Origin of the sequence: Noviherbaspirillum denitrificans, assembly GCF_002211445.1 — a bacterium.
GTDB classification, from domain to species: domain Bacteria; phylum Pseudomonadota; class Gammaproteobacteria; order Burkholderiales; family Burkholderiaceae_D; genus Noviherbaspirillum; species Noviherbaspirillum denitrificans.
Map to the genome: position 1 here is coordinate 4716981 of NZ_LSTO01000001.1, position 26340 is coordinate 4743320.

The 26340-nt window shown below is 58.7% G+C and carries 28 protein-coding genes, 1 tRNA gene, 1 other RNA gene and 2 pseudogenes; 9 read left to right on the forward strand and 23 right to left on the reverse strand.

The annotated features are described in order from the left end of the window. A partial coding sequence (locus AYR66_RS22895) for an Lrp/AsnC family transcriptional regulator (RefSeq protein ID WP_141104295.1) occupies positions 1–385 on the reverse strand: 385 nt, incomplete at its 3' end. 244 nt (positions 386–629) lie between these two features. On the opposite strand from AYR66_RS22895, the gene AYR66_RS22900 reads away from it, so the two are divergent. Then, the gene (locus AYR66_RS22900) at positions 630–1781 is read left to right on the forward strand and encodes a branched-chain amino acid ABC transporter substrate-binding protein (RefSeq protein ID WP_088709428.1); all 1152 of its coding nucleotides are present in this window, start codon (positions 630–632) and stop codon (positions 1779–1781) included. Between the two features lie 137 nt (positions 1782–1918). Here the strand turns inward: AYR66_RS22900 and AYR66_RS22905 are convergent, their stop codons facing one another. Further along, a complete protein-coding gene (locus AYR66_RS22905; protein ID WP_088709429.1) occupies positions 1919–2224 on the reverse strand; it encodes a c-type cytochrome in 306 nt (101 codons plus the stop codon). A gap of 149 nt (positions 2225–2373) precedes the next feature. Here AYR66_RS22905 and AYR66_RS22910 point away from each other — a divergent pair, with 149 nt between their 5' ends. Then, positions 2374–2592 carry a TIGR04438 family Trp-rich protein gene (locus tag AYR66_RS22910; protein WP_088709430.1) on the forward strand — a complete coding sequence of 73 codons (219 nt, stop codon included), beginning with the start codon at positions 2374–2376 and terminating at the stop codon, positions 2590–2592. A gap of 61 nt (positions 2593–2653) precedes the next feature. Here the strand turns inward: AYR66_RS22910 and ilvD are convergent, their stop codons facing one another. Beyond that, on the reverse strand, positions 2654–4528 hold the full coding sequence (gene ilvD, locus AYR66_RS22915; protein WP_088709431.1) for a dihydroxy-acid dehydratase: 1875 nt from the start codon (positions 4526–4528) through the stop codon (positions 2654–2656). Positions 4529–4654: 126 nt separating this feature from the next. On the opposite strand from ilvD, the gene AYR66_RS22920 reads away from it, so the two are divergent. From AYR66_RS22920 to AYR66_RS22935, 4 genes are read left to right on the forward strand one after another with little or no spacing between them, the layout of a single operon-like run. Then, positions 4655–5551 carry a LysR family transcriptional regulator gene (locus AYR66_RS22920; protein ID WP_088709432.1) on the forward strand — a complete coding sequence of 299 codons (897 nt, stop codon included), beginning with the start codon at positions 4655–4657 and terminating at the stop codon, positions 5549–5551. After that, positions 5552–6367, forward strand: coding sequence for a prolipoprotein diacylglyceryl transferase (lgt, locus tag AYR66_RS22925; RefSeq protein ID WP_088709433.1), 816 nt, complete (start codon positions 5552–5554; stop codon positions 6365–6367). Positions 6368–6424: 57 nt separating this feature from the next. Continuing rightward, complete coding sequence (locus tag AYR66_RS22930; protein ID WP_088709434.1) at positions 6425–7198, forward strand: enoyl-CoA hydratase/isomerase family protein; 774 nt, start codon at positions 6425–6427, stop codon at positions 7196–7198. A gap of 8 nt (positions 7199–7206) precedes the next feature. After that, the gene (locus AYR66_RS22935) at positions 7207–8715 is read left to right on the forward strand and encodes a malonate--CoA ligase (RefSeq protein WP_088709435.1); all 1509 of its coding nucleotides are present in this window, start codon (positions 7207–7209) and stop codon (positions 8713–8715) included. On the opposite strand, the gene AYR66_RS22940 is transcribed toward AYR66_RS22935, so the two are convergent. From AYR66_RS22940 to AYR66_RS22960, 5 genes are all read right to left on the reverse strand, one after another. Next, positions 8712–9515 carry a sulfite exporter TauE/SafE family protein gene (locus AYR66_RS22940; RefSeq protein WP_088709436.1) on the reverse strand — a complete coding sequence of 268 codons (804 nt, stop codon included), beginning with the start codon at positions 9513–9515 and terminating at the stop codon, positions 8712–8714. The genes AYR66_RS22935 and AYR66_RS22940 overlap by 4 nt on opposite strands. A 17-nt stretch (positions 9516–9532) precedes the next feature. Then, a complete protein-coding gene (locus tag AYR66_RS22945; RefSeq protein WP_170942246.1) occupies positions 9533–9979 on the reverse strand; it encodes an EVE domain-containing protein in 447 nt (148 codons plus the stop codon). 95 nt (positions 9980–10074) lie between these two features. Further along, positions 10075–10256: non-coding RNA, 6S RNA (gene ssrS, locus AYR66_RS22950), on the reverse strand. 67 nt (positions 10257–10323) lie between these two features. Continuing rightward, entirely contained in the window at positions 10324–10635 is a 312-nt protein-coding gene (locus tag AYR66_RS22955; protein ID WP_088709437.1) for a cell division protein ZapA, read from the reverse strand. Further along, positions 10632–10871: a DUF904 domain-containing protein gene (locus tag AYR66_RS22960; RefSeq protein WP_337367438.1), complete on the reverse strand. Its 240-nt coding sequence runs from the start codon at positions 10869–10871 to the stop codon at positions 10632–10634. Before AYR66_RS22960 ends, AYR66_RS22955 begins: the two co-directional genes overlap by 4 nt. A 154-nt stretch (positions 10872–11025) precedes the next feature. Here AYR66_RS22960 and AYR66_RS22965 point away from each other — a divergent pair. Then, positions 11026–11101: transfer RNA gene (locus AYR66_RS22965), tRNA-Ala, on the forward strand. A gap of 224 nt (positions 11102–11325) precedes the next feature. On the opposite strand, the gene AYR66_RS22970 is transcribed toward AYR66_RS22965, so the two are convergent. From AYR66_RS22970 to AYR66_RS22980, 3 genes are read right to left on the reverse strand one after another with little or no spacing between them, the layout of a single operon-like run. Beyond that, on the reverse strand, positions 11326–12603 hold the full coding sequence (locus AYR66_RS22970) for a TniQ family protein (RefSeq protein ID WP_088709439.1): 1278 nt from the start codon (positions 12601–12603) through the stop codon (positions 11326–11328). Further along, entirely contained in the window at positions 12603–13625 is a 1023-nt protein-coding gene (locus AYR66_RS22975) for an ATP-binding protein (RefSeq protein ID WP_088709440.1), read from the reverse strand. Before AYR66_RS22975 ends, AYR66_RS22970 begins: the two co-directional genes overlap by 1 nt. Before the next feature lie 15 nt (positions 13626–13640). Beyond that, a complete protein-coding gene (locus AYR66_RS22980; RefSeq protein ID WP_088709441.1) occupies positions 13641–16355 on the reverse strand; it encodes a Mu transposase C-terminal domain-containing protein in 2715 nt (904 codons plus the stop codon). A 106-nt stretch (positions 16356–16461) separates the two neighbouring features. Here AYR66_RS22980 and AYR66_RS22985 point away from each other — a divergent pair, with 106 nt between their 5' ends. Continuing rightward, positions 16462–16842: a DUF6471 domain-containing protein gene (locus AYR66_RS22985; RefSeq protein ID WP_141104123.1), complete on the forward strand. Its 381-nt coding sequence runs from the start codon at positions 16462–16464 to the stop codon at positions 16840–16842. 441 nt (positions 16843–17283) lie between these two features. On the opposite strand, the gene AYR66_RS22990 is transcribed toward AYR66_RS22985, so the two are convergent. From AYR66_RS22990 to AYR66_RS28515, 12 genes and pseudogenes are all read right to left on the reverse strand, one after another. Continuing rightward, positions 17284–17598, reverse strand: coding sequence for a hypothetical protein (locus AYR66_RS22990; protein WP_141104124.1), 315 nt, complete (start codon positions 17596–17598; stop codon positions 17284–17286). A 35-nt stretch (positions 17599–17633) separates the two neighbouring features. After that, positions 17634–18320: an L-2-amino-thiazoline-4-carboxylic acid hydrolase gene (locus tag AYR66_RS22995; protein WP_088709444.1), complete on the reverse strand. Its 687-nt coding sequence runs from the start codon at positions 18318–18320 to the stop codon at positions 17634–17636. Positions 18321–18335: 15 nt separating this feature from the next. Beyond that, entirely contained in the window at positions 18336–18740 is a 405-nt protein-coding gene (locus tag AYR66_RS23000) for a hypothetical protein (protein ID WP_141104125.1), read from the reverse strand. A gap of 473 nt (positions 18741–19213) precedes the next feature. Beyond that, positions 19214–21814 (reverse strand): annotated as a pseudogene (locus AYR66_RS23005) (heavy metal translocating P-type ATPase); the annotation flags it as partial. A 13-nt stretch (positions 21815–21827) separates the two neighbouring features. After that, entirely contained in the window at positions 21828–22481 is a 654-nt protein-coding gene (locus AYR66_RS23010) for a methyltransferase family protein (RefSeq protein WP_088709446.1), read from the reverse strand. Continuing rightward, positions 22478–22750: a DUF2933 domain-containing protein gene (locus AYR66_RS23015; RefSeq protein ID WP_088709447.1), complete on the reverse strand. Its 273-nt coding sequence runs from the start codon at positions 22748–22750 to the stop codon at positions 22478–22480. Before AYR66_RS23015 ends, AYR66_RS23010 begins: the two co-directional genes overlap by 4 nt. A gap of 146 nt (positions 22751–22896) precedes the next feature. Further along, positions 22897–23103, reverse strand: coding sequence for a heavy-metal-associated domain-containing protein (locus AYR66_RS23020; RefSeq protein WP_088709448.1), 207 nt, complete (start codon positions 23101–23103; stop codon positions 22897–22899). 169 nt (positions 23104–23272) lie between these two features. After that, positions 23273–23623, reverse strand: coding sequence for a copper-binding protein (locus tag AYR66_RS23025; protein ID WP_088709449.1), 351 nt, complete (start codon positions 23621–23623; stop codon positions 23273–23275). Between the two features lie 18 nt (positions 23624–23641). Then, the gene (locus AYR66_RS23030; RefSeq protein WP_088709450.1) at positions 23642–24085 is read right to left on the reverse strand and encodes a DUF411 domain-containing protein; all 444 of its coding nucleotides are present in this window, start codon (positions 24083–24085) and stop codon (positions 23642–23644) included. Between the two features lie 3 nt (positions 24086–24088). Then, on the reverse strand, positions 24089–24595 hold the full coding sequence (locus AYR66_RS23035) for a cupredoxin domain-containing protein (RefSeq protein ID WP_088709451.1): 507 nt from the start codon (positions 24593–24595) through the stop codon (positions 24089–24091). A gap of 140 nt (positions 24596–24735) precedes the next feature. Next, positions 24736–24870 (reverse strand): hypothetical protein, encoded by a 135-nt coding sequence (locus tag AYR66_RS30465; RefSeq protein ID WP_272938357.1) that lies wholly within the window; start codon positions 24868–24870, stop codon positions 24736–24738. 520 nt (positions 24871–25390) lie between these two features. Further along, positions 25391–25843 carry a hypothetical protein gene (locus AYR66_RS28515; RefSeq protein ID WP_141104126.1) on the reverse strand — a complete coding sequence of 151 codons (453 nt, stop codon included), beginning with the start codon at positions 25841–25843 and terminating at the stop codon, positions 25391–25393. On the opposite strand from AYR66_RS28515, the pseudogene AYR66_RS29720 reads away from it, so the two are divergent. Continuing rightward, positions 25832–26340, forward strand: a pseudogene (locus AYR66_RS29720) (TolC family protein); the annotation flags it as partial. The gene AYR66_RS28515 and the pseudogene AYR66_RS29720 overlap by 12 nt on opposite strands.

Below are 26340 nucleotides of genomic sequence, written 5' to 3' on the forward strand. Positions count from 1 at the left end.
CCTTGCGCACGAACTGGTAGTAGGCATCCATATCAATGACATGCACCACGAGGAAGTAATCGTATTCGCCGGACACGAAGTAGCACTGCATGACCTCGGTCTCTTTCGCCATGCGCGCCTCGAACTCCTGCATGTGCTCGTCCGACTGGTTGATGAGCGAGACTTCGAGGAAGGCAAGCATGCCGTAACCCAGCGCAAAGGGATCGACCAGGGCAACATCCGCGCTGATGACACCGGCTTCGCGCAGGTCACGTATGCGGCGCAGGCAGGTGGGCTGGGAGATATGCACTTTCTCGGCCAGCGTGCGGGTCGGTATCTGGTTGTCCTTCTGAAGCAGGTTCAGGAGCTTGCGATCGACCTTGTCCAGTGCAAGAAATTTAGGCATATAAAAATTGATGAATATTGCAAAAAACCGCAGAAAAACTCTTTTCGAACCGTTTTTTCTGTTGTACCGTCTGCCTGTTCAGAAATCTGAATGGTAACAAGTATGTCACGAGGCGGCGTTTTCTATCTGAAAGAACTGCCTCGGGCCAATAAGCTACGGCTCTTCTCATTACGGTGAAGACGAGTAGAAAAAAAGTGAGTCTTGCAGCAACCTTGTGACTTATCAATCCTTAGGAGGATATTTTATGCAGTTCACTACAAAAATGATTCCGTTGGCTGGCGCAATCGCATTTGCATTCGCAGGTGCTGCATCGGCACAGGAACAGGTCGTCAAGATCGGCCACGTCGGCCCGATCTCCGGCGCCATTGCACACCTGGGCAAGGACAATGAAAACGGTGCCCGCATGGCGATCGACGAACTCAATGCCAAGGGCGTGACCATCGGCGGCAAGAAGGTCAAGTTCGAACTGCTGGCCGAAGACGATGGCGCCGATCCGAAGCAAGGTACTGCAGCTGCACAGAAGCTGGTCGATGCCAAGGTCAACGGCGTGATCGGCCACCTCAACTCCGGTACCACCATCCCGGCATCGAAGATCTATCACGACGCCGGCATCCCGCAGATTTCCCCGTCCGCGACCAACCCCAAGTACACGCAGCAAGGCTTCAAGACCGCCTTCCGCGTGGTGGCCAACGACGGCCAGCTGGGCGGTACGCTGGGCCGTTACGCGGTGCAGATCAACAAGGCCAAGCGCATCGCTGTCATCGACGACCGCACCGCTTACGGCCAGGGCGTGGCTGAAGAATTCATCAAGGGCGTCAAGTCCAAGGGCGGCGGCGCCGAGATCGTGGCGCAGCAGTACACCAACGACAAGGCCACCGACTTCAACGCAATTCTGACCGCCATCAAGTCCAAGAATCCGGACACCGTGTTCTTCGGCGGCATGGACGCTGTTGCCGGCCCGATGCTGCGCCAGATGAAGGCGCTGGGCATCAACGCCAAGTTCATGGGCGGCGACGGCATCTGCTCCGAGCAGCTGGCCAAGCTGGCAGGCGACGCGATGGGCGACGGCCAGGTAGTGTGCGCCGAAGCAGGCGGTGTGGAAGAAGCCCAGAAGAAGGGCATGGAAGAATTCCGCGCCGCGTTCAAGAAGAAGTTCAACGCCGACGTGCAGATCTATGCACCGTACGTCTATGACGCCGTGATGGTCATGGTCGAAGCCATGAAGAAGGCTAACTCGGCCGAGCCGGCGAAGTACCTGCCGGAACTGGCGAAGATCAACTACAAGGGCGTGACCGGCAACATCTCCTTCGATGCCAAGGGCGACATCAAGGAAGGCACGCTGACCCTGTACACCTACAAGGGTGGCCAGCGCCAGCAACTGGCTGTGACGAAGTAATTCACACCGTCATGAAAAACCCCGGCCAGGTGCCGGGGTTTTTTATTGGGCGATAGCGGCAAGCAATACTCGCAACAAATTGCAGGCAACAAAAAAGCGCTCACAAGGAGCGCTTTCGTTCTGGCAGGCCGTGCAGATTATTTCTGCGACAGGACCCACTTCACCAGGGTATGCGCTTCCGCCTCGGTAACCTGCGCGTTTGCAGGCATCGGCACTGCACCCCAGGTACCACTGCTGCCCTTCAGGACCTTCTGGACCAGCTTGTCTTCAGCATCCTTCTGGCCGGCATACTTGGCAGCGACATCCTTGAAGGCGGGTCCGACTACCTTGTTGGCGACTGCATGGCAAGCCAGGCAGTTCTTGGCCTTGGCCAGGTCGGCGTTTGCCATTGCGGCACCGGAAGCCAAAGCAGCTACAGCGAAAACCAGAAAAGAACGTTTCATTACTCTCTCTCCAAGTGAAAAAAAACCACGTCGTCATATTGCGGATGTGGCGCTTACCACCCCGAAACGCACTATACGTCAAACTGGTTGACCCTGCGGATTGACCGTTACAATCTTTAGCAATATCCTCAAAGAAAGAGAGGGATTTCATGCCGCTGATTATTGCCATTGTATTACTGTCCGCGCTCCGCTATTTCGAGGTTGGCCCAGTGGCCGACCTGTCATGGTGGTGGATCATCGGACTGTTCGCCGTTGCCTTCGTATGGTTTGAATTCGGGGAACGACTGTTTGGCCTCGACAAGCGCAAGGCTGACGAGCAACTTGAACGCGCCCGCAAGGAGCGGGTGTCGAAGACCTTCAAGAAGTAACCCCGCCTGAAAACAAACGGGGCAGCCTGCGCTGCCCCGTTCGTGTTCCCTTTAGATTCCCTTATCGCTTCAGCTGCGACAGGTCGCGGACTGCGCCACGGTCAGCCGAAGTCGCCAGTGCCGCATAGGCCTGCAGCGCCTGCGACACCACGCGCACGCGGTTCTCCGGCTTCCACGCCTTGTCGCCGCGCGCATCCATTGCGGCACGACGCTGGGTCAGCTCATCGTCGCTTACCTTCAGGTGAATGCGGCGTTCCGGAATATCGATTTCGATGGTGTCGCCGTCGTTGACCAGGCCGATCGCGCCGCCTTCCGCCGCTTCGGGTGAGGCGTGGCCGATCACCAGGCCTGAAGAACCGCCGGAGAAGCGTCCGTCGGTGAACAGCGCGCATGCCTTGCCCAAGCCCTTGGACTTGATGTACGAAGTCGGATACAGCATTTCCTGCATGCCGGGGCCACCCTTCGGGCCTTCGTAGCGGATGATGACGACGTCGCCCTCTTTCACTACATCGCCGAGGATGCCGTCAACGGCGGCGTCCTGACTCTCGAACACGCGCGCCCTGCCGGTGAACTTGAGGATGCTCTCGTCCACGCCCGCGGTCTTCACGATGCAACCCTTCTCGGCGATGTTGCCGTACAGGACAGCCAGGCCGCCATCCTTGGAATACGCGTGCGCCTTGTCGCGGATGCAGCCGTGTGCACGGTCGTCATCGAGCTTGTCGAAACGTTTGTCCTGCGAGAAAGCCTGCTGCGTCGGCACGCCGCCCGGCGCGGCCAGGAAGCGTTGGCGCACCGCGTCGTCCTTGTTCACCATGATGTCATTATTGGCGATCGATTCCGCCATGGTCTTGCTGTGCACAGTCGACACGCTGGTATCGAGCAGGCCGGCGCGATCGAGTTCGCCAAGGATGCCGACGATGCCGCCGGCGCGGTGCACGTCTTCAATGTGGTAGTCCTGGGTCGCGGGCGCCACCTTGCACAGGCAGGGAACCTTGCGCGAGATGCGGTCGATGTCGGCCATGGTGAAGTCCACGCCGGCTTCCTGCGCCGCCGCCAGCAGGTGCAGCACGGTATTGGTCGAACCACCCATGGAAACGTCGAGCGCCATCGCATTTTCGAATGCAGCCTTGGTGGCAATGTTGCGCGGCAGGACGGAAGCATCGTCCTTCTCGTAATAGCGCTTGGCCAGTTCAACGACCAGGCTGCCGGCGCGCAGGAATAGTTGCTTGCGGTCGGCGTGCGTCGCGACGACGGTGCCGTTACCCGGCAGGGACAGGCCAAGTGCTTCGGTCAGGCAATTCATGGAATTGGCGGTGAACATGCCGGAGCAGGAACCGCAGGTCGGGCAGGCGGAACGCTCGATGTTGGCGACCTGCTCGTCGGAGACCTTCGGGTCGCCCGCCTGGATCATCGCGTCGATCAGGTCGACCTTGATGATCTTCTGCTTGCCTTCCTGGGCGCCATGCAGCGCCTCGATCACCTTGCCGGCTTCCATCGGGCCGCCGGAAACGAACACAGCCGGTATGTTGAGGCGCATGGCGGCCATCAGCATGCCGGGGGTGATCTTGTCGCAGTTGGAGATGCAGACCATGGCGTCGGCGCAGTGCGCGTTAACCATGTACTCGACCGAGTCGGCGATCAGTTCGCGCGAGGGCAGCGAATAGAGCATGCCGCCGTGACCCATCGCGATGCCGTCGTCGACCGCAATAGTGTTGAATTCCTTGGCGACACCGCCGGCTGCTTCGATCTCGCGCGCCACCATCTGGCCCAGGTCCTTCAGATGCACGTGGCCCGGCACGAACTGGGTGAAGGAGTTGACCACGGCGATAATCGGTTTGCCGAAATCGCCGTCCTTCATGCCGGTCGCGCGCCACAGGGCGCGGGCGCCGGCCATGTTGCGGCCGTGGGTGGTGGTATGGGAGCGGTATTGCGGCATATTCGGTCTCCGATGATCTGTTCAGGCTGGCCGGCTTGCGATGAAACCGGGGAAAGACGGCTAGTGTCCCTTGCCCTTTGCTGCGTGTCAAATATATGATTCCTTGTCTATTAAGTCGAATTGCATATGAATATTGAGCTGCGGCAATTGCGTTACTTCGTGGCGGTGGCAGAAGAAAGACACTTCGGCCGCGCCGCCGCGCGCCTTCACATGACGCAGCCGCCGCTGTCGCAAACCATCCAGTCCCTCGAAGCCGCGCTCGGCACACCGCTCTTCGCCCGCACCAAGCGCAGCGTGATGCTGACCCCGGCCGGCATTGCCCTGCTGCCCGAGGCGCGCCGCATCCTGCAGCAGGCGACCGCCCTGCCCGACCTCGCCCGCCGTGCGGCATCCGGCGAATCCGGGCTGTTGTCGCTGTCCTTCGTCTCCACCGCCGACTACAGCGTGCTGCCGCCGCTGCTGCGGGAATTCCGCGAACGCTATCCGCAAGTCCAGATCGACCTGCGCGAGGCAACCACCGACATACAACTGGAAGACCTGATGCAGGGCCGCATCGACGCCGGCCTGCTGATTCCGCCGCTGCATGACAAGGCGCGTGCCGAACTCGATTACCTCACGGTCCTGTCCGAACCGCTGATCCTCGCGGCGCCGCAGGGCTTGAAGGGCCTGCGCGGCAGGAATGCCGTGTCCCTCAAGGCAGTGGCCGACCTGCCCCTCATCATCTTCCCACGCCGCATTTCGCCGGCCTTCCACGACGCCATCGTTGGCTGTTTCCGCGACGCCGGGTTGACGCCACGCATCGGCCAGGAAGCCATCCAGATGCAGACTATCGTTGGCCTCGTGTCGGCCGGCATGGGCATTGCGCTTGTGCCACAATCCGTGTCGAACCTGAAGCGGCCGGGCGTGGAATACCGGCCGCTGGTGGAAAAGACTGCGGTCTTCGAAACCGGCCTGGCATGGCGCCGTGATAATGCCTCCCCCGTGCTGCACACCTTCCTCGAACTATTGCGAAAGAAACGATAGATGCTCGTCCACCCCCTTCCCGATCCGATCGCCTTTTCGATCGGTCCGCTGTCCGTGCACTGGTACGGGCTGATGTACCTGGTCGCCTTCGTGCAGTTCCTGATCCTCGGCCGGATGCGCATACGTCAGCCGCATATCGGCGCCGCCGGCTGGAAGGCGGAGGACCTCGACGATATGCTGTTCTATGGCGTGCTCGGCGTCGTGATCGGCGGACGACTGGGCGAAGTCCTGTTCTACAACCCGGGCTATTACTTCTCGCATCCCCTCGAGATTGCCGCAGTGTGGAAAGGCGGCATGTCCTTCCACGGCGGATTCCTCGGCGTGATGGTCGGGATGGCGCTCTGGGCACGCAAGAAGAAACGGGCGTTCTGGGACGTCATGGACTTCATCGCGCCGCTCGTGCCGCTCGGTTATGCGGCGGGCCGTATCGGTAATTTCATCAATGCGGAACTGCCCGGCCGTGTCGCCGATCCTTCCCTGCCTTGGGCCATGATCTGGCCGAACGTGGACAACCTGCCGCGCCATCCCTCGCCCTTCTACCAGGCGCTGGTGGACGGCGTGCTGCTGTTCATCGTGCTCTGGCTGTTTGCGCGCAAGCCGCGGCCGATGATGGCGGTGAGCGGGGTGTTTGCGCTCGGTTATGGCTGCGCCCGTTTCTTTACCGAATACTTCCGCACGCCGGATTACGTCGTTTCCCTTGGGGGCATTAACATCTCGGCAGGACAGATGCTGTCCCTGCCGATGATCGCCCTCGGCCTTGTTTTATTGCTGATAGCATACAAGCTGAAAAAGAGCCGTCAGAGTGGGCAACCTTGAAATCGCACGCCAGAGGCAAATAGTCGATGAAGCGGGCGTGAAGCTCGACTGAACAGCATGCAAAAAATCCGCCTTGAACGCGACGGCGTCATCGCCGTCGTCACCCTCTCGAATCCCGGCAAGCTCAATGCCATCGACATCTCGATGTGGCACGGGCTGGCCGACACCTTCCGCCAGTTGTCGGCGGATGACTCCCTGCGCTGCGTCATCATGACCGGCGACGGCGGCAATTTCGCGGCCGGCGCCGACATCGAAGAATTTTCCTCGGTGCGCAGCAACTACGAACAGGGTTTCGACTACCACACGAAAAGCATCGCGCATGCGCTCGAAGCGATCTCCGGCTGCCTGCATCCCACCATTGCCGCCATCGATGGCGTATGTGTCGGCGGCGGACTGGAAATCGCTTCCTGCTGCGACTTGCGTATCGCCTCGCCTGACGCCCGCTTTGGCATCCCGATCAACCGCCTTGGCTTTCCGCTGGCGCCGGGCGAAATGCAGGGATTGCTGCAACTGGTCGGCAAGGCGGTCACGCTCGAGATCTTGCTGGAGGGGCGCGTGTTCGGCGCGAAGGAAGCGAAAGAGAAAGGTATCCTGCACCGTATCGTCGACGATGTGCATGCGGACGCGCGCAATACCGCGGAACGCATCGCCCAGGGAGCCCCGCTCGCCGCCCGCATGAACAAGCAGCTCGCACGCCGCCTGTCGCCACCGGTGCCGCCAATGACCGCCGAGGAATTGCGCGAGGCCTTTTCCTTCTTCCATTCCGACGACTACAGGGAAGGCGTGCGCGCCTTCCTCGACAAGCGGACGCCCGATTTCAAAGGCCACTGATCAATCCCATGAACGCCAACCTCTACGCACTATTCGAATCCCGCTTTCCCGCAGACCGCAATGCCTGCTGCATCGAAACCCACGACGGCCTGTACTACTCCTGGAACGACCTCGATCGCGCCACCGCCAAGCTCGCCAACCTGCTCGCGGGGCTGGGCCTGCCAAAGGACGCGCGCATCGCCGTACAAGTGGAGAAGTCGCCCGAAGCACTGATGCTTTACCTCGCGACGATACGCGCCGGCTACGTCTACCTTCCGCTTAACACTGCCTATCGCGCCGCCGAGATCGAGTACTTCGTCGAGAACGCCGAACCGGCGGTCGTCGTCTGCTCGCCGCAGAATTTCGGATGGGTTTCGCAGATCGCCTTCAAGTGCGGCACGAAGCATGTATTCACGCTCGGCGAAGACCGTCAGGGTTCGCTGCTCAATCGCGCGGCGCTGCAGTCCAACAGTTTTGACACGGTGACAAAACAACCCGACGACCTCGCCGCCATCCTGTACACCTCCGGCACGACCGGTCGCAGCAAGGGCGCGATGCTCACGCACGACAACCTGGCATCGAATGCGAAGGTGCTGCAGGATTACTGGCGCTGGCAACCGGGTGATGTGCTGCTGCATGCGCTGCCGCTGTTCCATGTGCACGGCCTGTTCGTGGCGTCGCATGGCGCGCTGCTCAATGGCAGCAAGATGATTTTCCTGCCGAAGTTCGATGCTGCTGAAGTCATGCATCACATGCCGCGTGCCACGGTGTTCATGGGCGTGCCGACTTACTATGTCCGCCTGCTGGCCGAAGACTCCTTTGGCAAAGAAGTGTGCAACAACATGCGCCTCTTCGTTTCGGGCTCGGCCCCGCTGCTGACCGAAACCTTCAACGAGTTTGCGCGCCGCACCGGGCATACCATCCTGGAGCGTTACGGCATGAGCGAGACCACCATGCTGGTATCGAACCCCTACGAAGGCGATCGCGTCGGCGGTACGGTCGGACTGCCGCTGCCCGGTGTATCGGTGCGCGTCGTCAAGGGCGACTGCGCAGCGTGTGGCAGCGGCGAAGTGGGCGACATCCAGGTCAAGGGACCGAATGTGTTCAAGGGTTACTGGCGCATGCCGGAAAAGACGGCGGAAGAATTCACGGCCGACGGCTACTTCAAGACCGGCGATGTCGGCAAGTTCGACGACAACGGCTACCTGTCCATTGTCGGCCGCAGCAAGGACCTGATCATTTCCGGCGGCTACAACGTGTATCCGAAGGAGATCGAATCCTTCATCGACGAGATGGACGGTGTGGCGGAATCGGCGGTGGTCGGCGTGCCGCACCCGGACTTCGGCGAGGCGGTCACTGCGGTTGTCGTGTCAAAACCGGGCGTGACGCTGTCGGAGTCGCAGGTGATCGGCTCGCTGAAGTCGAAGATCGCCAACTTCAAGGTGCCCAAGCGCGTGTTCTTCGTGCCGGAACTGCCGCGCAACACGATGGGCAAGGTGCAGAAGAACGTGCTGCGCGACCAGTACAAGGATGGTTAAGCGAAGGCCTTGAACAGCATGTAGCCTGCCAGGGCGAAGAGCACGAGGGCGAACACCTTCTTGAGCGATTTCACCGGCAGGTTGTGTGCCGTTTTCGCACCGAGCGGCGCGGTCATGACGCTCGTCAGCGAGATCACCAGCAGGGCCGGCAGATAGATGAATCCGAGCGAGCCGGAAGGCAGGCCGGGTTCATGCATGCCGTGATAGATGTTGGACAGCGTCCCCGCCAGCGCAATCGGAAAACCGAGTGCCGCGCTGGTCGCCACGGCATTGTGGATCTTCACATTACACCAGGTCATGAAGGGCACCGACACGAAGCCGCCACCCGCACCAACCAGGCCGGCGAGCGTACCGATCCCGCCTCCCGCTGCGAACATGCCGGGCGTACCGGGCAGGTCGCGCGACGCCGAGGGCTTCTTGTCGAGCAGCATTTGCACCGCCGAGAAGCTGACGAACACCGCAAATGCCATCGCGAGGGCCGACGAGTTCATCTGCGCGCCGATCCAGGGGCCGATCCACGAGCCGATCAGGATGCCGGGCGCCAGCAGCTTCACGATATCCCAGCGCACCGCACCGCGCGCATGATGAGCGCGTACCGAAGAAATCGAGGTGAACATGATCGTCCCCAGCGAGGTGGCGATCGCCATGTGGACGATGTGCTCTTTCGGGAAGTGCTTCGCCGTGAGGATCATGGTCATGAAGGGGACGAGCAGCATGCCGCCGCCGATGCCGAGCAGGCCCGCGGCAAATCCGACCGCCGCGCCCAGCGCCAGCAGCCCCGCGATCAGGGTAATGTCCATCGAGGTGTGTCCGTCGCTTATTTATTGATGTGCCGCATGATACACCGCCACTCGGCAGGCGTGACCGGCGTGATGGAAAGGCGGTTGCCCTTGCGGAGGATCTGCATGTCGGCCAGTTCGGGAATGGAACGCAGCTCGGGCAGCGTCATCAGCCGCGTCTTCTGCGTCGCCCGCACATCGACCAGCACCCAGCGCGGATTCTCGCGTGTGGCCTTGGGATCGTAGTACGCGCTCTTGGAGTCGAACTGCGTGTCGTCGGGATAAGGCGTGCTCGCCACTTCCGCGATGCCGGCGATACCCGGTTCATCGCAACTCGAGTGATAGAACAGCACGCCGTCGCCGACGCGCATCGCGTCGCGCATGAAATTGCGTGCCTGGTAATTGCGCACGCCAAACCAAGCGACCGTGCTGCCGTGTGCGGCAAGCGCGTCGTCTATGCTGACTTCGTCCGGTTCCGATTTCATCAACCAGTATTGCATCGCTGTCCCGAGTAAGTGCCAACGCATGCGAACTTCGCGCGCATAAAAAAGCGGCTGCACGAATGCAGCCGCTTCTCTTATTCAGTCCCGCCTGTGCCGTCTTTGCCGGCATCCCGAACCTTACGGTTCAAGGTGGTCACAGTTAGTTCAATTTCGGGTTCATCGGACTAGCGACGAAGCTCGCCCATCGAACAAAATCCCGCGACCTATGCTCATAAATGGTTCAAGGAATATATGGCAATCGCGAACACGGCAGGAGGTTTTAGAGTATCGCCATTCGTCCTGTATGTCAAAGGCTTTGCGGAAAATTTCCGATTGTTTTTGTTGATTCAGAAAAGGTTTTCCTGAGGCGCGAGGGCGGCATCGAGCACCGTATGCATCGCTGCAATTTTCTGATTGACTTCAGCGAGTGTCATGCCGGCGAAGGGGCCTTCCGCGGACTTCGATGCAAGCAGCTCGGCAGCGATGCCGAGGGCGGCCATCACGGCGATGCGGTCTGTGCCCTTCACCTTGCCCGCGTCGCGGATGTTGCACATGCGGTCGTCAAGGTATTGCACCGCCTGCTTCAGCGTTTCTTCTTCACCTTCCTTGCAGGCGAGGCGGTATGCCTGGCCCATGATGGTCACGTCGAGCTGGATCATGCGGCCTCCTCATCCTGTTCGTCAGCCGCCGGAATCTTGTCGAGCAACGCGGACACGCGGGTGTAAGCTTCCTCGATGCGCTTGGCCAGGTCCGCGTTTTCCGCGGTGAGCGAGGCCAGCGTCAACCGCAAGTCGGCGTTTTCGCGGCGCAGCGACTGCGCCAGCTCGGCCAGCTTGACGATTTTTTCGGAAAGATGATGAATATCGGAAATCATGGCGTCACTATAGTAGGGCAATCGAATTTCCGTCAATAGATTCAACCACTTGGGGATGTTTTTTGAAGACAGCTCTCATCCGGACGGCCGGACTTCCCCCGCCCCGCCGGAATTGCATTCCCTTGATGGCGGGCACTTGCATCCCCCTGAACGACCCAATACAATCGGTTGACATGGGGCGGTAGCTCAGCTGGGAGAGCGTCGCGTTCGCAATGCGAAGGTCGGGAGTTCGATCCTCCTCCGCTCCACCACTTCTCGATATCCATCCTGCAATACCTGTGTCATTAAGCATAAAGTGGCCAAACGGCTAAGTAATGCTTTATTCCCCGTATGGCCACATTATGTTTTATGGGTTCCCGCATGATACGCTGATAAGTTTTCCCGTTAAAACAACGTGAGATTTCGTGGACTGGCAGAAAATTGAGCGAAAAAAAAACGGGACCCAACGGTCCCGTTTTTCTTTTGCCTAACTTTTTCAGCTGCGCCTGCTTTCGATCACTGCTTTGATGTGCGAGAAGATGTTCGGCACGGATGGAGCGCCCTCGTTAACGCCAGCCACCCAGAGGTCGCGCGCACTGAGTCCATCGTACCCAGCTGAGAGGCGCTCGTCGAGAACCTCCCCAATGTGCATACGCACCGTCTCTTCGCGCTTCGTTGTGGCGTGGGCTTTGTGGCGACGATAGCGGTCAGCTAGAGCGCGAGCTTCGCCGTTTGCGCGCAGATACAGTTGCTTCCGGCTGACGCCAAGCTGCACACATGCTTCGTGCAACGCGACGGGCTCAGGTGCCAGCACCATTGCCTGAAGACTCGCACGAATAGCGTCCCAGTCAAGCGTAACCGAACGGATGCCGGCGCGAGGCGACGCCGGCAGCGGCAAAGCCATTTGAGTCGGTTCAAGCGGGACAATCCAATCGTCAATATCGCCGGCGAACAGGCGTTCGAGGCTGATGCCGCCGTGAAGCGCAATCGTAAGCCAGGCCTTTAAGCTGGGAAGACCGCCCTTGTTCACCCAATGCCAAACGCCGCTCTTCGAGAAACCGTAACGCTTGGCGAACGTTGCAGCACGTCCGTCGGCCATACGCTGGATCACCGTCTCCAACAACGGCGTACGCGCCTCTGCGGTCACTTTCGGCAGAGCTTGCAGCATTAATCCGACCTGGCGTGCGACCCACAAAGCCTCCGGGGTCGCCGGCTTAGTGTACGGATCGCCGAGAAATCCGCCGCACGCAGTACAGTAACCCGGTACGACAATTGCTGCCCTGTTCCTGACGTTGGTCTGCTCGCAATGTGGGCACTTCGAGCACAACTCGACCTTATGACGAACGCAAACAGTCACCGGCGCAACCTCCCAGCTCAAGCGAAGGTACGGGTCTGCCCCCTTTGCCTTGTCATCTGCCAGACAGCACGGGCACCAGCGATCCGAGCGGGGAGCAAGGCCAGGCATGCCAACAAGATCACGCCAGGGCGCCAATGTGAGGTGATCGAGCCCCTCGATGCCGGTCAGCTCGGACAGCCACGCGGCCCACTGCTCGCTTTCAATGGATTGGCTGGAAAAGCTGCGCTGGTGCCAGCCGTAACGCTCGCATACAGCGCTGTCGAAATAGTCCAGCACCCAATCAGCAAGCTTTTGTGCTGTCATGCCGTGGGAGTAAGCCAAGCGACAGAAATAGCTGGTAAGGCTTTCGACCTCCGGAGTACCAATTGCCATTGGGGAAAGAGCATGCAGTGTCGAGCGGGGGTGGAGGATATTCATTACGCTACCTTCTTAGAATTGTTGGACGGATGTACGAGCAGATTGCGTTGGAGCCCGGGTGCGATGCGCTCCTCCCCTTCGATAATCTCGCGCATGATCTGGGTCACCTGAGCCTCAGTAAGTAATGCTGTACGAAGCGTCTCCTCCGACCACCCATTCTTTGTGACCAAGAGATCAAGGCGCTTTAAGACCGTCCGCAAAGTACCGATACAACCCAAGGTATTTTGATGGAATACTTCGAGGTAGCGCAGCAAGTCCACCTCCACAAGAGCTGGCATCTCTTTACCGAGGATCTTCAGGCACCCGCGAAATGCACGTGCGTCGTCCGATGAATCCTCTCGGTAGCGACCGAAGTGAATGACATGCGTACGGCGCGCAAGCTGACCACTCAGTGAGACGAGCTCGAAAAGGTCGTAAGAGCCAAGCAGAATCCACTGAACCCCGTATTCATTGGAAAGCGACTTCAGCGTGTCCAGTTGTTGCTCAAGGCGGGACGGATGACACGGACGCATCATATGGGCCGCTTCATCCACAACAATGAAACGAGTGCCGCGGTTACGCAGCGAACGTTCCACCGCCGTGCGCAGGCCAGACAGACGATTGCTTTGAGAGCCCGCGGGACGCACAACCTTTCCAGTCATGGCGTCGACGCGGTAATCCGTGCGCGGAGCGTCAAGGTCCCCCTCCAGCGCGTGGAGGATGCGCTGATAAAACAAACGCCACGAGTATTCCTTCTCGCCGGAAGCGGGCGCTTCAACACGGATGGCGGGAATACAACCGGGATTAGCCGCCATGTGCGGCGCCTGATTTTTCAATTCGGCTTCCACCAGGAAGTCGCCGAGTGTCGTTTTTCCGACCCCGGTCGGGCCGCACAGCAAAATCAGGTTTGCGCTTCCGCCTGCTTCCAGCATCAACTGGCACTCGGCGATGGCTGACGCAATACGGGGGTGGCGGATACGGTCTCCGCCTTTGGAAGAAGTGCCACGCGACTGCGTAATGTTGGATTTGATTTCGGTATTCATGGTCAATTTCGGGTATCAAAATTTTTCGAATTCGGGTGTGTCATCGGGCCAAACGTTCAGTGGCGAGACGGTTGCCGGGCGTACAGCCGGCGCAACATCGGCGGCAACAACAACTTCAGGTTCAGCACTGCACGGATTCACCCTCAAGGGCTGCGCAAAGTCGTACTTGAGCAAGGGTGCTGCAGGAGTCACCGGAATCGCACCAATACCGGAGTGCTCATACAGTTCGCGGTTTTCTTGTTGACGCTCCATAGCAAGTTGCGCTGCCCCCTTGGGTGTGAACGTGCGCATAAACTCCGCCAGGCGCTGAGATGACACTGCCTCGTTGACCTTGACGCGATGGCGGTTACGCATCTCTTCAGAGAGCAACTCACGCTCCTTTTCCGTGAACTGTCCAAGGCCAGCAAGGGACTTGCAGCGCGCTGGCAACCAGCGCTTCTCGATTTGCACGTAAACCGTTGCGGCATTCCAAGGGTCGTACCGCACCGGCACCTTCTTACCGTCCAATTTTGGGTTGCGGAATTCTGGACACCAGTAGAAGAAGTTCGCATGAACCTTGATGCCGCGCTGATGGTCGACCACCCGCTGCCCCATGCGGTCGACAGTCGGACATGTGAGAACGAGAAAATCGTCGGTCAACGTCACGATACGATGCGAGCGAGCACCGGATGAAGCTTCACTGCGCTCAAATGCTTCGCGCGGGCTAAGCCCCAAAGTGGAATGCACTTCCTGGTCGTAATACGTAAATGCCCAGTATTCGAGACCGTAGTACATATTTTCGAGAGACCATTCCGCGAGGCGTGACGGACGGAACTTGCCTGTCGTCTGGCGCACATTCTTAAGATCCTTCGTATTGCCTGCGAGATTGTGCACATACTCGGTGTTTGCACGACCGAAAATGCGTTCCATCACGGCACCGTGGCGCGGCTGGCCGGCCGGACGGTAGCGGAGATGGATGCGCATCAGCTCACAAAAGCGCTTGAAGTCCTCAGAGCGAAAATCCGCGCCGTTATCGACAACGATAAACTGGGGCAGACGACGGTAGCGCTTAACCATATCGCGCATGAGCATGAGGTTGGACCGATAAGAAGGCGGGTCGTATGAAAGATAGAGGCCAACGATACGGCGGGTATAGGCGTCAATTGCAAGTGACAGCCACGGCCGGCCCAGCGCCTTGCCGGTCTTTGACGAGACAAGCTCGATGTCGAGCTGCGTGTGGTCCATGTGGATATACTGAAAAGCACGAGAGCCATGAACCGGCGTGTCAACATGGAGGACGTTGACGAACTCAGCGTTCTGATAGGCCAGGCGATTTCCATGGCGTGCGCGATCCGCACCCTGCTGAGGCAATGAGCGGATGCGTTCGATCAGCGTTGGGTACGACGGCGCTTTAATGTCACGTTGAGTGCAAAGCGCGACGAGCTTGCGGTAGCAGTGCTTGGCGTTGGGGGCACGGCTTGTCAGATATTCCTCGCGGATTATCTCTGCCATGGCATCCTCTTGGTCGGTGCTCAGCCGAGGATTCCGGTTGCCGCGGTCGCGCAAGCGCGGCACGAGTGCGACAAGTTCGTCTGTTCCGGTCAACTTCGCAATTTCGACTACCTTACGCAACCGACGCTCGGTGCGGTTTGGCTTCTTGACCTTCTCAAGACGTTCCATGCGATTTAACGCCACCCGCAGTTGTTTTTCGCTGAAATCGGACAAACGCATTGCTTCCTGGCTTTTGGAGCCTTCACCGACCATGCGAATGTCTTGGTTTTGCGCGAGGCTCGCCAACGTGTCCAGTGAGACCGACACGTTTGAACCGCTCTCGGATTCAAGGACCGCCTTGGAACCTCCAACCATCACGATGGTATAGGGCTGTTGGTCGTAGGTCAGGCGCGTCCCGACAGCGATTTCGACTGTTCCGGCTAAAGCAGTCATAGCCGGAAGGCGGCGAGCACGCTCGAAAGCCCGCACAGCAGAATCACGAAAGACACGGCAGCGGTTTGGCTCGTTAAGCTTTCCATCGTCGATCTCGGCAATGAGTTCGCCGTCCGCGATGAGCTTGAAGACATCATCAGGACGGCAGTCCGCTTTCTCATAAAGCTCAGCGAGATACAGGGTCGCATCGCTTGCCAAAGCGTCACGTACCCGGATTGCGACGTCAATTGGGCATGGCGGTGCACCGGGATCCAAAAAGTCTTCCAAAAACAGGATGTTTTCGACGCGACGCTGCGAAATATCGCGGTCGGTTTGGATACGGTACCCGATGCCGCGTTCAGCGAGCCATTGCCCGACAGCCGGTGAGCGCCATTGGTTGTCAGGATCCAGGTTGTACCGCCAAGGCTGGCGGCGCGCGAGCCCCTCCAACTTGCGCCAGTGCTTGCACTCCTCAAACCAGATGCCGCGCTCGGTAATGACAAGGAAGTCTGGCGTGTGATCGATTTCGTGAATTTCGCCATCGGAGTCAACAAATTCAAACTTCAGGCGGCCGGGTTGCGGGTAATACTCCAGTACTTCGGGGTCGTGCTCGTATCCGACCGCAGTGGGAAATTCCAAGTGGCGGCTTTCGGTCTCGACAGTGCGCTGCATCTTACGGCTTTGATACGGCGTAATTACATTGCCGCCGCCTTTCGACTTCACCGGGCGAACCGGTGCGAACTTCACTGCGTCAAGGACCAGCCGGCGTCCAGCTGGCGGGAGCCCGAGGCGGTCGAGTAGACGCTGCCGTTGAGGTACTTCAAGCATTTCTTGCCTCCATGTTAGTCGGGCTCAGGTATAGGCAAGCACCGCGTATATGTGACAATATTGACTCTAATGAAAACTCATTGCCCTCCGTGGCAAGGAAATTACGATGGCAAAAAAACAAACTGGTCGACCACTTCGCCCTCCGCCGCAATCGAGCTTCCCGAAAGCTGAAAATCAGGCGGAGATGGATTGGGGAGGTGAGGCCCGGCGAATTTTGAAGACGGAAATGCAAGCCCTTAGTTGGGGATACAGGGACTTGAGTGAGCACTTGGGAATACTGGGTGTCGAAATGGACCCGCCAGCCATTAATCGCCGGATAAACCGGGGAAACTTCAGTGCTGCTTTTCTCCTGATGTGCCTGAAGGCGATGAGGCTGCGTATTGACGTAGTGCCCGAGGGCTCGGCGCCAAAGAGGCGCGCCGAACGCGAGAAGCCAATTGATGCGCTCGAATCGGTTATCGAGATCTGGGGAACGAAGGCGCGCTAGTGTTCCTACACGATAACGCGGTAAGGCTTGACGGTGATTGTGCAGTTTAGGCGCATCTCTTAGGCTACTTGGCAGCGCGTTTGACACTCTTTGTCTCGTGTTCATTCAGGCACCTCATTTTGTGACCCTCTCACAAAATGGGCATCCTGGAGCGCCTGCTCCATCAACACATGTCAAACGTCAGCTTTCTTTGAGTAGCTGAACCAATCTTATCTCAAAACCAACGCGAAATGAATCACCCCCAATTCACCGAGTCTCCGCGGACGGCATCATCGCTTTGTTGTTAACATTTGCCATTCTTGTTAACTTTGGCCAGTATGGCGCAGCCCTAAAGGGCATCTTGAGGTCAAACTTCACATTGGTTGTGGCGACACACGAAGAGACACGGCCGGACCGTCGATCAATCCACCTGTCGCTAGGGATATTGCGCACTAACGGAAGCTAGACAAACAGCGTGTATCCGACATATAGGACAAGCGACACAAGCATCAGCCAACACGCCTTCTCTGCAGCATCAGCCCAAGCCGGCTGGTAAAGTCCTTCCTGCCGCTCCAAACGGGTTTTCTGGAACATTGCCCAACCATGCGACACGACGCCCAGCAAGAGCGCGGGTATGGCAAATTGCTGCAGGTACGTTGCGAAGAGAAGCGCGAGCCCCGCGCCAAGGACCCCGGCGCCGATTCCACCAAGGAGCTCCAGCCGCTTGATCTTGTCGTCGTATGGTCCTGGCATCATAATTTCTCCGTTGCCGTGCATGTCCTATTGCTATGTCGCTGGCACACTGGCTTGCCCTAGTCTCGCGTGGACCGCGTGCGGTCGTAAATAAACGTGCACTGGTTTGCGCCACGCGCAATGGTATTCGGGAAGGTGCTTCCCCTATGGAAGTGCATCTCTGGAGAGTAGCTGTTAAAGACCGTTTCGTCGGACCGGCAGAACGCCTCTGTTAAGCCTGCATTGCCCATGTCATGAAACGCTTCGAAGAAGCGGCAGCGAGTGATATGGAACGAGACCCGGTTTTCCGAATGCAGGACGCCGTCATTTTCATTGTTTCGGATAAATCCTTCTGCCATCTGCGCTTCGTGCTCCTGATGAAACCGGCCCCAGTCGCGCGCCATTCCTTCGGGTGAAAAATAAGCCCGTCGTTGCACTGCGTCGCCCAGCTCGAAGAGGAACTGGTATGCCGCCTTAAACGCGGCGTCTTCGCCGAACCGGGCGCGCAGCTTGTTGTACAGCACCCCGACGAGGAGAAACGTGTCTTTCACTTCCACTAACCCGGCGTCATCCGTCGTACGAGAAAACTGTTTCCGGTATCGCGGCGCTGACAGGAGCATTTCCACAAAAAAGAGAAACCGCCGCCAGCCAAGCAATGGGGCTAGATGCGTATTGAGGAGCCTCGGTACTACACGGGTAAGAATCCGCACACGGCGTTTCTTTTCCAACCAAGGATCAAGCGTACGGTAACGCGTGGTGGCATCCATTGGGTCTACGAGCGCTCATTGACGTGACATAGGCCACCTGAACGTTCTCGGCCGCGACTCGTTCGGGCGTGCGATCCGCAGCTCTAATACGTCAGGCGGCGGATTGAGCGCCTTGAAGCGAAGCGCTCCCTTGCGATGGTGTCCAGACGGTCCGTCACCGTTCCATGCAGTCGGCTTTACCGCCGTACCGTCCGGTGCGACAAGTACCGCGGCATTCAACAGGTCGTCACTCAGCTCCTGCGAATGCGTGTCGAAGACCACTTCGATCTCCCAAATCTCCCCGGTGACCTTCACCGGTGTCGCTTTTACCTTGACGGCGTCTTTATCGCTTGTTTGAGGCTTCAGAGGCTGGGCCGTCAGTACGGCGCTCCACAGACCGAATGCGGCAAGCAGTGCCAATGCGCGAATCATACGAGACATTTTTCATGCTCCTTCGAAGCTTGCAGGACCTTGCTACCGACATAGGCTACGCCGGCGATATTGAGCAGTAAGCCCACCCAGAATAGCTCGAGCTGGAACTGCGCTGCGAACGCAACAAGGCCAGTCGCGCCGATAATCGGAGCGATATTGGCCAGATAGTGAGCGCAGCAGGACACCATCGCCGCGGTGGACGTCGTGCCAGAGGTGGCGACAACCGCGCCAGTCTTCTTGGACGTGTTGACCAGCGCCCGCAAGCGTGTAAAAAGCCCGACCTGGACACCGAATCCTACGGCGAGCGGCACGATGAAGTACCAGAACTGTGAAAACTGATCGACGGTGAAATCCCATCCCGAGACCAGCGTGAGCACGCCGAAGTACACAACGAGTAGCAGTGCGGCTGCCGTCACCCCATACTCCATGGCATGCGACTTCGGCCCTACTCCGCCCCCGGTTCCGGGAGATGAAGTCGTGCCGCGCAGACGCAATGCGTTCGTTATGACGGAAACGGAACTCAGGCTCATCGCCAGCGCCGCAATCATGGGAGACAGCAGCTGGCCGGTGAATGGATAGAGCAGCCCGGCCGCCAGCGGAATGCCCAGCGCGTTATATACAAACGCAAAGGCAAGGTTTTGCCGCATGTTACGTACGGTGTCCTCGGACAATTGCCGTGCGCGGGCAATGGCGCGAAGGTCGCCCTTGACCAGCGTTACGTGGGCGCTGTTGATGGCGACATCGGTACCGGTTCCCATAGCAATGCCGACATTGGATTTTGCCAGCGCGGGGGCGTCGTTGATGCCGTCGCCGGCCATTGCCACAACTCTGCCCTGCTGTTGGAGGCGCTCGACCAGATTCAGCTTGTCTTGCGGCTTGACCTCGCCGTGGACCTCGGCGATGCCCAGACGCTTGGCAACAGAGCGTGCGGTGGTGACACCGTCACCCGTTGCCATTACAACTGTCAGGCCGGCATCCGCTAGGGTCTTTAATGCTTCCGGTGTCGTGCTCTTCACGGGGTCGGATACGGCAAGCAGTCCGACCAGCTTACCGTCGGCGGCGAGGTACATTACGCTGGCGCCTTCGTTTCGCAGGCTTTCAGCCTGAGCCACCAGTCCACGCCAGTCGACCTTTTCCTGATTCATCAAAGCGGTATTGCCAAGTGCAATCCGCTGTCCTTTGACGACACCGCGTACGCCAATACCACTTGAGGACTCGAATGCCTCGGGTTTATCTAGTGCGACTCCTTGCTTGCGCGCTTCCTCGACGATGGCTTGTGCAAGCGGATGCTCGCTACCCTGGTCGATGCTGGCCGCAAGCTGCAGGACGTCCTGCACTGAGAAGCCCGGCGCCGCTACGGCACGGTCGAATGCCGGTTTTCCTTCAGTTAAAGTGCCGGTCTTATCGACAATGAGCGTGTCGATCTTTCGCATGCCTTCGATGGCCGCGGCATCACGGAAGAGGATGCCCTGTGTTGCGGCACGGCCGGTTGCTGCCATGATAGACATAGGTGTTGCCAGACCCAGCGCGCAGGGACACGCGATGATTAGCACGGCGACAGCATTGACGAAGCCATAGACCCAGCTGGGCTCCGGGCCGAAGAACCCCCACCCGAGCAGTGTCAGGACCGCGATGCTGACCACCGCGACCACAAAATAGCCCGCAACTACGTCCGCCAGGCGTTGCATTGGCGCGCGCGAACGCTGCGCGTTGGCCACCATCTGGACGATTTGCGAAAGCATGGTCTGGGAGCCGACCTTTTCGGCACGCATCACCAAACTGCCGCTGGCATTGATGGTGGCGCCTATCAGCTTGTCCCCTGGACGCTTGGTGACGGGCACCGGTTCGCCTGTCAGCATGGATTCGTCCAGTGCGCTTTCGCCTTCCAGCACGATACCGTCGACTGGCACCTTCTCGCCGGGGCGCACACGCAGCGTGTCGCCAATGTGGACATGCGTGAGCGGCACGTCTTCCTCGCTGCCGTCGCTCTTGATGCGCCTTGCCGTCTTCGGCGCAAGCCCGAGCAACGACTTGATTGCGGCACTGGTTTGCGACCGGGCACGCAGTTCCATGACTTGCCCGAGCAACGTCAGGGAAATGATGACTGCTGCGGCTTCAAAGTACACCCCGATGCGACCGTGCATCACAAAAGTGGAAGGAAATAATTGGGGGGCGACCGTTGCAAGGACACTGTAGCCGTATGCCGCCGAGACGCCGGTACCGATCAGGGTCCACATGTTCGGACTGCGATTCTTGATCGACTGGACGCCTCGCACAAAAAATGGCCATCCAGCCCAAAGGACGACTGGGGTGCTGATGGCCAATTCCACCCAGCTTTGGGCAGGTATGCCGCCTGGAACAAGCTTGTGGCCGAACATTGCCATCACGGTTACAACCACCGTCAGGGGCAGAGTCCACCAGAACCGGCGCTTGAAATCGACCAGTTCCGGATTCTCTTCCTCTTCCAGTGAAGGCAGCACCGGCTCGAGCGCCATCCCGCATATCGGGCAATTGCCCGGTTTCGGCTGGCGGATTTCCGGGTGCATCGGACACGTATAAACGGTGCCTTCAGGCGCTGCAGCTGCAGGCTCTGGCGACGCCGGCGCGACGTACGACTCAGGGTTGGCGCGGAACTTCTCCATGCATTTGCTGCTGCAGAAGTAGTAATCCGTGCCCTCATTGTTAATGGTCTTTTCCGGGCTGGCTGCCACCTTCATGCCGCATACCGGGTCGGTAAAGGGCTTATCCGGCGCACCGGATGCAGAGACATCATCGTGATGATGCTCATGATGCTCCGGGTGCTCGTGATGGTGATGATGAACGCCCTCACTCACCACCGGAGCTGATACAGCCGCAACCGAAGCTGTATAAGTCTTGGGCGCGCCCTTGAATTTCTCCATGCAGTTCGTGCTGCAAAAATGGTAGGAGGTGCCTTCGTACGCAATGGTCTTTTCCGGCGTGGCGGTCACCTTCATTCCGCATACGGGATCGGTGAAAGATTTCTCCGCTGATTCCGCGACGGCTTCATGACCATGATGGTGCTCATGGTGGTCGTGATGTCCATGATGGTTTCTGTCGTCCATGACTTGCTCCTGATTACGGTCTGGCGCCCGCTCCTCTGCTGCCAAACGTCGGGATAAACGCTGGAGTCCTGCGTCGGTATTGTTCGTACTCCTGGCCGAACTCGGCAACCATGTCACGCTCCTCGGTCTTGGCAAGGCGAGCGTAGACAAGCACGAGGATCGGGAACATCAGCAATGTCACAATCGTCGGCCACTGTAGCAAGAAGCCGAACATGATGAGGACAAAGGCGACATATTGCGGATGCCGCATGTGCTCATAGATTCCGCCGGTTGCCAGGCGGTGATGTGTCTGCGCGTCGTAGAGTACGCGCCACGCGGAGGACAGAATCAGGAAACCTCCGAAGATGAAGAGGTTGCTGAGCAGGTGAAATGGCCCGAAATGGGGATTGGTCTTCCACCCGAACATCATCTCCAGAAGGTGCCCGGCGTCATGCGAGAGGAAGTCGATTCCGGGGAAGTGCTTTGAAAGCCACGGCAGCAGCAGGTAGATGGTTAGCGGAAAGCCGTACATCTCGGTAAACAACGCGACGATGAAGGCTGAGAACGCGCCAAAGGAACGCCAGTCCCGTTTTGTCTTCGGCTTGGTAAAGCTGAACGCGAAGATGATGAAGACCAGGGAATTGAGGAGCACCAGCGACCACAGGCCATATGAAGATGATTCGTTCATGACTCGCCTCCAGTACGGTTTTGAACCCGGGTGAGATCAGGACTGCGCCGGTTTTCTCCTTGCGGGTGGTGGTGCCTGTGACCGCCATGTCCATGGTGGAACAGGTGCATCAAGGGGCAAGCAAGTACGAGCAGGTAAGGAAGCGCCCCCAACACATGCGCCCTGTGCTCGGTCCACAGGAAGAATGCGGCAACTGCCAAGAAACCGATGAGCACCCACTTGCTACGCCCGAAAGGTGGTCTGCGGTCATTGTGGTCATGCACGTCCATCGTAACCTCCGACTTGTGTGGAGCGATTCATTCCGCTCAAAATGCCTAGTTGCTGTTTTTACATTCCCCCTTGAGCCATGGTAGGAAGTCGCCCCCTAAATAAGAATGACCCAAGTCAAAGTTTTCCGGATTCCGTCTATTCCCTGTTACGCGTCGACGGACACCTTCGCCGGATAGCCGGCCGCCGTTACCGCCTGGACCAGAGCTTCGGCGTCGAGATTGCTTTCGACACGGACAGTCTTGGAACGTAAGTCCACATCTACTTTCGCGGACGCATCCTGTGCCTGGATCGCTTTTGTCACCCGGGCAGCGCATCCGCCGCACGACATCTTTTCCACTTGAATCGCAAACATGGCATTTCCTCCTTTAATGAGCCTAGATTCACTGTAGACCTTCCAAGCGTGGGAAGGTCAAGGCGCATGCGCAACGATGCCTGTGCAATGGATACACCTAGTTCAATGCGTCATTTCTTCGAGGATCCGAAGGGCGGCCGTGCGCCAAAACGCCGGCCGCCTTCGACCGCTACTTCACCACATCGAGTTTGGAGACCGCGAGCTTTCCGCCCGCCATCTCTGCTACAAACTTCACCTTGTCGCCCACATCGACTTTCTCGAGGATGACCGGGTCTTTCACCTGAAAGGGCATCGTCATTGGCCCCATGCCCAGATTCTTCAAATCGCCATGTTTGATGGTAACTTTCTTGCCGGCCTTATCGACCTTCTGCACGACACCTTCGGACATGGGGCCGGACTGCGCCGTCGTAGCACTAGCAGGCGCACCATGGTGCGCGTCATGGTCATGCTGTGCGTTTGCCTGCGTCGCAAACGACAATCCAACGGCGACTGCGAGCGCCAAACTGACAGTGGCTTTCATCTTCTTCCTTTCACTTGGTTAGTTGTGATGACTAAAAACGCGCGACCGGCCGTTGCCTTCGACCAGAATGACGTCGTACGGGTCTTTGCGCGGTCCATCCATGCCAGGCGAGCCCATCGGCATACCCGGCGCGGACAATCCCTTGGCTTTGGGCTTCTCTGCAATCAGGCGCTTGATGTCGGCGGCCGGAACGTGGCCTTCTACCGCATAGCCTTCCACCACGCCGGTGTGACACGAGCCCAAGTCGTTCGGAATGCCGTTCTTTTCACGGTAGTCCGACGGATTGGCGACGACGTGCGTTTTAACTGTGAAGCCGCTGCTTTCGAGATGCTTGATCCAGTCGCCGCAGCAGCCACAGTAAGCACTCTTGTAGACGTCAATGACAGGTGCAGCGGCATGACCAAGAACGGGGCCGGCAAGCAGGGCCGCCACTGCGGCGCGGAGCAGAAATTGCGATTTCATGATTTATCCCTTCAAGACCTTGATTTTTCCAACCATCCCCGCTTCGAAATGACCGGGGATAAGGCAGGCGTAGAAAACGTCGCCAACCTTGGTGAACTGCCATACCAGGGCCTTCTTCTGGCCTGGGTCGACCCGGGCAGCCGACGGGTCATCGTGTGCAGCATCGGGGGTCATTTGCATCGATGCCCCATGAGCCTTGAGTTCGTCCATCGTCCCAAGCACCATTTCGTGTACGAGCTTCCCTTTGTTTGAAACGACAAAACGGATCGTTTCTCCCTGCTTGACAGCAATGTCAGACGGACCGAAGCGCATCAGGTCGTTCATGTCGACTGAGACGACACGGGAGATTTTGTTCGTGTCGCCGGGCTTGCCGAACTCTTGCCCTTGCGACGTCGTCTCGTGGCCGCCGTGAGCGTGGCCCGGGCCGGCAGATGCGTTTGTCGCAACAAGTCCGAGGGCGAGGACAAACGGGGTAAAAGCGGTAGCAGAAGTGGTGTGGATAGCTCTCATAACGATTCCTTTCCTTGCATCTTGCGCAGTCGCCGCCGGCATGCAGCCGGGTAGGCGAGTTGCTGAGTTATGGCTCCCGCGCATGTGGATGAGCCGAGTCGCTTCATCGATGCGACAAGACAGTGCGCGGGATACGGGTTTCAGTGCACCGAGCCGTAGCTGGCGCACAGGCGTGAATTACCCGAGAAGATGCCGAGGAGGTCGTTCGAGGCTTGCCGGGACAGTGCCGACAAACGATACAGGTGGAGGATTGTGCGCGACTTCAGTACGTTCAAGCTGGGTCGCAAGATTGATGCTTAATGGGGGTGCGGCAGCGCCGATATGACAAACACCTCCGCTGCAGGTGCTTGCCTTGTGGGTCGTGTTGTCAGCACAGTCGGCGGTGGAAGTATTCTTTGCAGAATTGCCGCCACTATGATCCGCATGTTCATTGGCGTGTGCCGAATGCCCAGCATGGGAATCAGCAGTTGCAGCGGAAGCAACGGCAGGTGCTGGCTCAGAGACGCGTACGCAAGACGTGTCGATGGCTGCCATCCCCCGTAAAGGAAGTGCAAGCATGACAACCCAAAGCAAAAGCGTCTTCAGTATGCGGCTCATTGAAACCACCTGGTGCGGCCATTTCCAACCGTTTATTGTGGACATCATAAACCTTCCCATGCGGGGAAGGTCAAGAGAAACGTCGGCGCAATAGAGTTGCCGCTCGAAACCGGGAAAAAATCGGCCGGCCGTGATAATCTAATGCGATTACCGGAGCTAATTCTCGTGCGACGTCTCGTTTGCATCCTACTCATGCTGCTACTTCCTCTGCATAGCATCGCCATGCAGAGCGGCTTGGGTTCGCCTGCAAAAACGTTCGACATTGCCCATGAAATCGACCATCTCGTCGGCGCCACGCATCATCACGACGACACCCACGGCTCGGTCCATTACGACAAGTCCGGCGATTCCATGAAGCATTTCGCCGACCATGCGGCCGGCCATTCTTGTGCAGCACTGCCATCGACCACAAAGCTGCCGGTGGCGATTTCCGCGTCGACGGCCCGTGCAGACGAGCCAAGGCATTTCCTTCCGAATCCTGACCCGGACCGCCTGCAACGTCCCCCCTGCTCCCTCGGTTAATCCGCCGAGGGCATATCCGAACTTTTCATTGCGATAAACCGCTTTAAGCGGCTGCGCATCGTTGCGCAGCGTGCATTTGCCTTCGGCTTCTTCAACCAGAAACCGAATGGAGATTGCATGCGTGCTCATTCATTGAGTCATCTTTTATTGATCGCGGTGGCGTTGACGATTGCCTCGCCGGCCGCGTTCTCTCAGGCTGCGCCCGACAGCCTGAAAGCTGCCATTGACGCCGCGTGGCAGCGCTGGCCACAGGCCAGAACCCTCGAGGCCAAACGTGATGAGATTGCGGCTGGGCGAGAGACCGCCCGGTCGTGGATCGCCGGATCACCCTCCGTCGGACTTTCAGACCGAAGCGACCGATGGACTGATCGTACCGGCATCCGGGAGCGCGAGATGTCACTTTCCGCACCGGTATGGCTTCCGGGTCAGGTCACCGCGCGGCAGGCGCAGGCCGAGGCCAATGCGCAGGATCTGGATGCCCAAATTGCCGCCACCCGCCTCGCCGTTGCCGGTGAGGTGCGCGAACGCCTCTGGGCTGCCGCTGCGGCCAAGGAGAACCTGGCAGAGGCATTGAACCGCGAGAAATACCTTTCCGCGACGGCGGACGAAGTTCTGCGGCGGGGCGA

What these genes read in the sequence shown, in the direction of transcription:
- AYR66_RS22900 (WP_088709428.1), top strand. Translation starts at nt 630, where the DNA reads ATGCAGTTCACTACAAAAATGATTCCGTTGGCTGGCGCAATCGCATTT.
- AYR66_RS22905 (WP_088709429.1), bottom strand. Translation starts at nt 2,224, where the DNA reads ATGAAACGTTCTTTTCTGGTTTTCGCTGTAGCTGCTTTGGCTTCCGGT.
- AYR66_RS22910 (WP_088709430.1), top strand. Translation starts at nt 2,374, where the DNA reads ATGCCGCTGATTATTGCCATTGTATTACTGTCCGCGCTCCGCTATTTC.
- ilvD (WP_088709431.1), bottom strand. Translation starts at nt 4,528, where the DNA reads ATGCCGCAATACCGCTCCCATACCACCACCCACGGCCGCAACATGGCC.
- AYR66_RS22920 (WP_088709432.1), top strand. Translation starts at nt 4,655, where the DNA reads ATGAATATTGAGCTGCGGCAATTGCGTTACTTCGTGGCGGTGGCAGAA.
- lgt (WP_088709433.1), top strand. Translation starts at nt 5,552, where the DNA reads ATGCTCGTCCACCCCCTTCCCGATCCGATCGCCTTTTCGATCGGTCCG.
- AYR66_RS22930 (WP_088709434.1), top strand. Translation starts at nt 6,425, where the DNA reads ATGCAAAAAATCCGCCTTGAACGCGACGGCGTCATCGCCGTCGTCACC.
- AYR66_RS22935 (WP_088709435.1), top strand. Translation starts at nt 7,207, where the DNA reads ATGAACGCCAACCTCTACGCACTATTCGAATCCCGCTTTCCCGCAGAC.
- AYR66_RS22940 (WP_088709436.1), bottom strand. Translation starts at nt 9,515, where the DNA reads ATGGACATTACCCTGATCGCGGGGCTGCTGGCGCTGGGCGCGGCGGTC.
- AYR66_RS22945 (WP_170942246.1), bottom strand. Translation starts at nt 9,979, where the DNA reads ATGAAATCGGAACCGGACGAAGTCAGCATAGACGACGCGCTTGCCGCA.
- AYR66_RS22955 (WP_088709437.1), bottom strand. Translation starts at nt 10,635, where the DNA reads ATGATCCAGCTCGACGTGACCATCATGGGCCAGGCATACCGCCTCGCC.
- AYR66_RS22970 (WP_088709439.1), bottom strand. Translation starts at nt 12,603, where the DNA reads ATGAATATCCTCCACCCCCGCTCGACACTGCATGCTCTTTCCCCAATG.
- AYR66_RS22975 (WP_088709440.1), bottom strand. Translation starts at nt 13,625, where the DNA reads ATGAATACCGAAATCAAATCCAACATTACGCAGTCGCGTGGCACTTCT.
- AYR66_RS22980 (WP_088709441.1), bottom strand. Translation starts at nt 16,355, where the DNA reads ATGCTTGAAGTACCTCAACGGCAGCGTCTACTCGACCGCCTCGGGCTC.
- AYR66_RS22985 (WP_141104123.1), top strand. Translation starts at nt 16,462, where the DNA reads ATGGCAAAAAAACAAACTGGTCGACCACTTCGCCCTCCGCCGCAATCG.
- AYR66_RS22990 (WP_141104124.1), bottom strand. Translation starts at nt 17,598, where the DNA reads ATGCACGGCAACGGAGAAATTATGATGCCAGGACCATACGACGACAAG.
- AYR66_RS22995 (WP_088709444.1), bottom strand. Translation starts at nt 18,320, where the DNA reads ATGGATGCCACCACGCGTTACCGTACGCTTGATCCTTGGTTGGAAAAG.
- AYR66_RS23000 (WP_141104125.1), bottom strand. Translation starts at nt 18,740, where the DNA reads ATGTCTCGTATGATTCGCGCATTGGCACTGCTTGCCGCATTCGGTCTG.
- AYR66_RS23010 (WP_088709446.1), bottom strand. Translation starts at nt 22,481, where the DNA reads ATGAACGAATCATCTTCATATGGCCTGTGGTCGCTGGTGCTCCTCAAT.
- AYR66_RS23015 (WP_088709447.1), bottom strand. Translation starts at nt 22,750, where the DNA reads ATGGACGTGCATGACCACAATGACCGCAGACCACCTTTCGGGCGTAGC.
- AYR66_RS23020 (WP_088709448.1), bottom strand. Translation starts at nt 23,103, where the DNA reads ATGTTTGCGATTCAAGTGGAAAAGATGTCGTGCGGCGGATGCGCTGCC.
- AYR66_RS23025 (WP_088709449.1), bottom strand. Translation starts at nt 23,623, where the DNA reads ATGAAAGCCACTGTCAGTTTGGCGCTCGCAGTCGCCGTTGGATTGTCG.
- AYR66_RS23030 (WP_088709450.1), bottom strand. Translation starts at nt 24,085, where the DNA reads ATGAAATCGCAATTTCTGCTCCGCGCCGCAGTGGCGGCCCTGCTTGCC.
- AYR66_RS23035 (WP_088709451.1), bottom strand. Translation starts at nt 24,595, where the DNA reads ATGAGAGCTATCCACACCACTTCTGCTACCGCTTTTACCCCGTTTGTC.
- AYR66_RS28515 (WP_141104126.1), bottom strand. Translation starts at nt 25,843, where the DNA reads ATGAGCACGCATGCAATCTCCATTCGGTTTCTGGTTGAAGAAGCCGAA.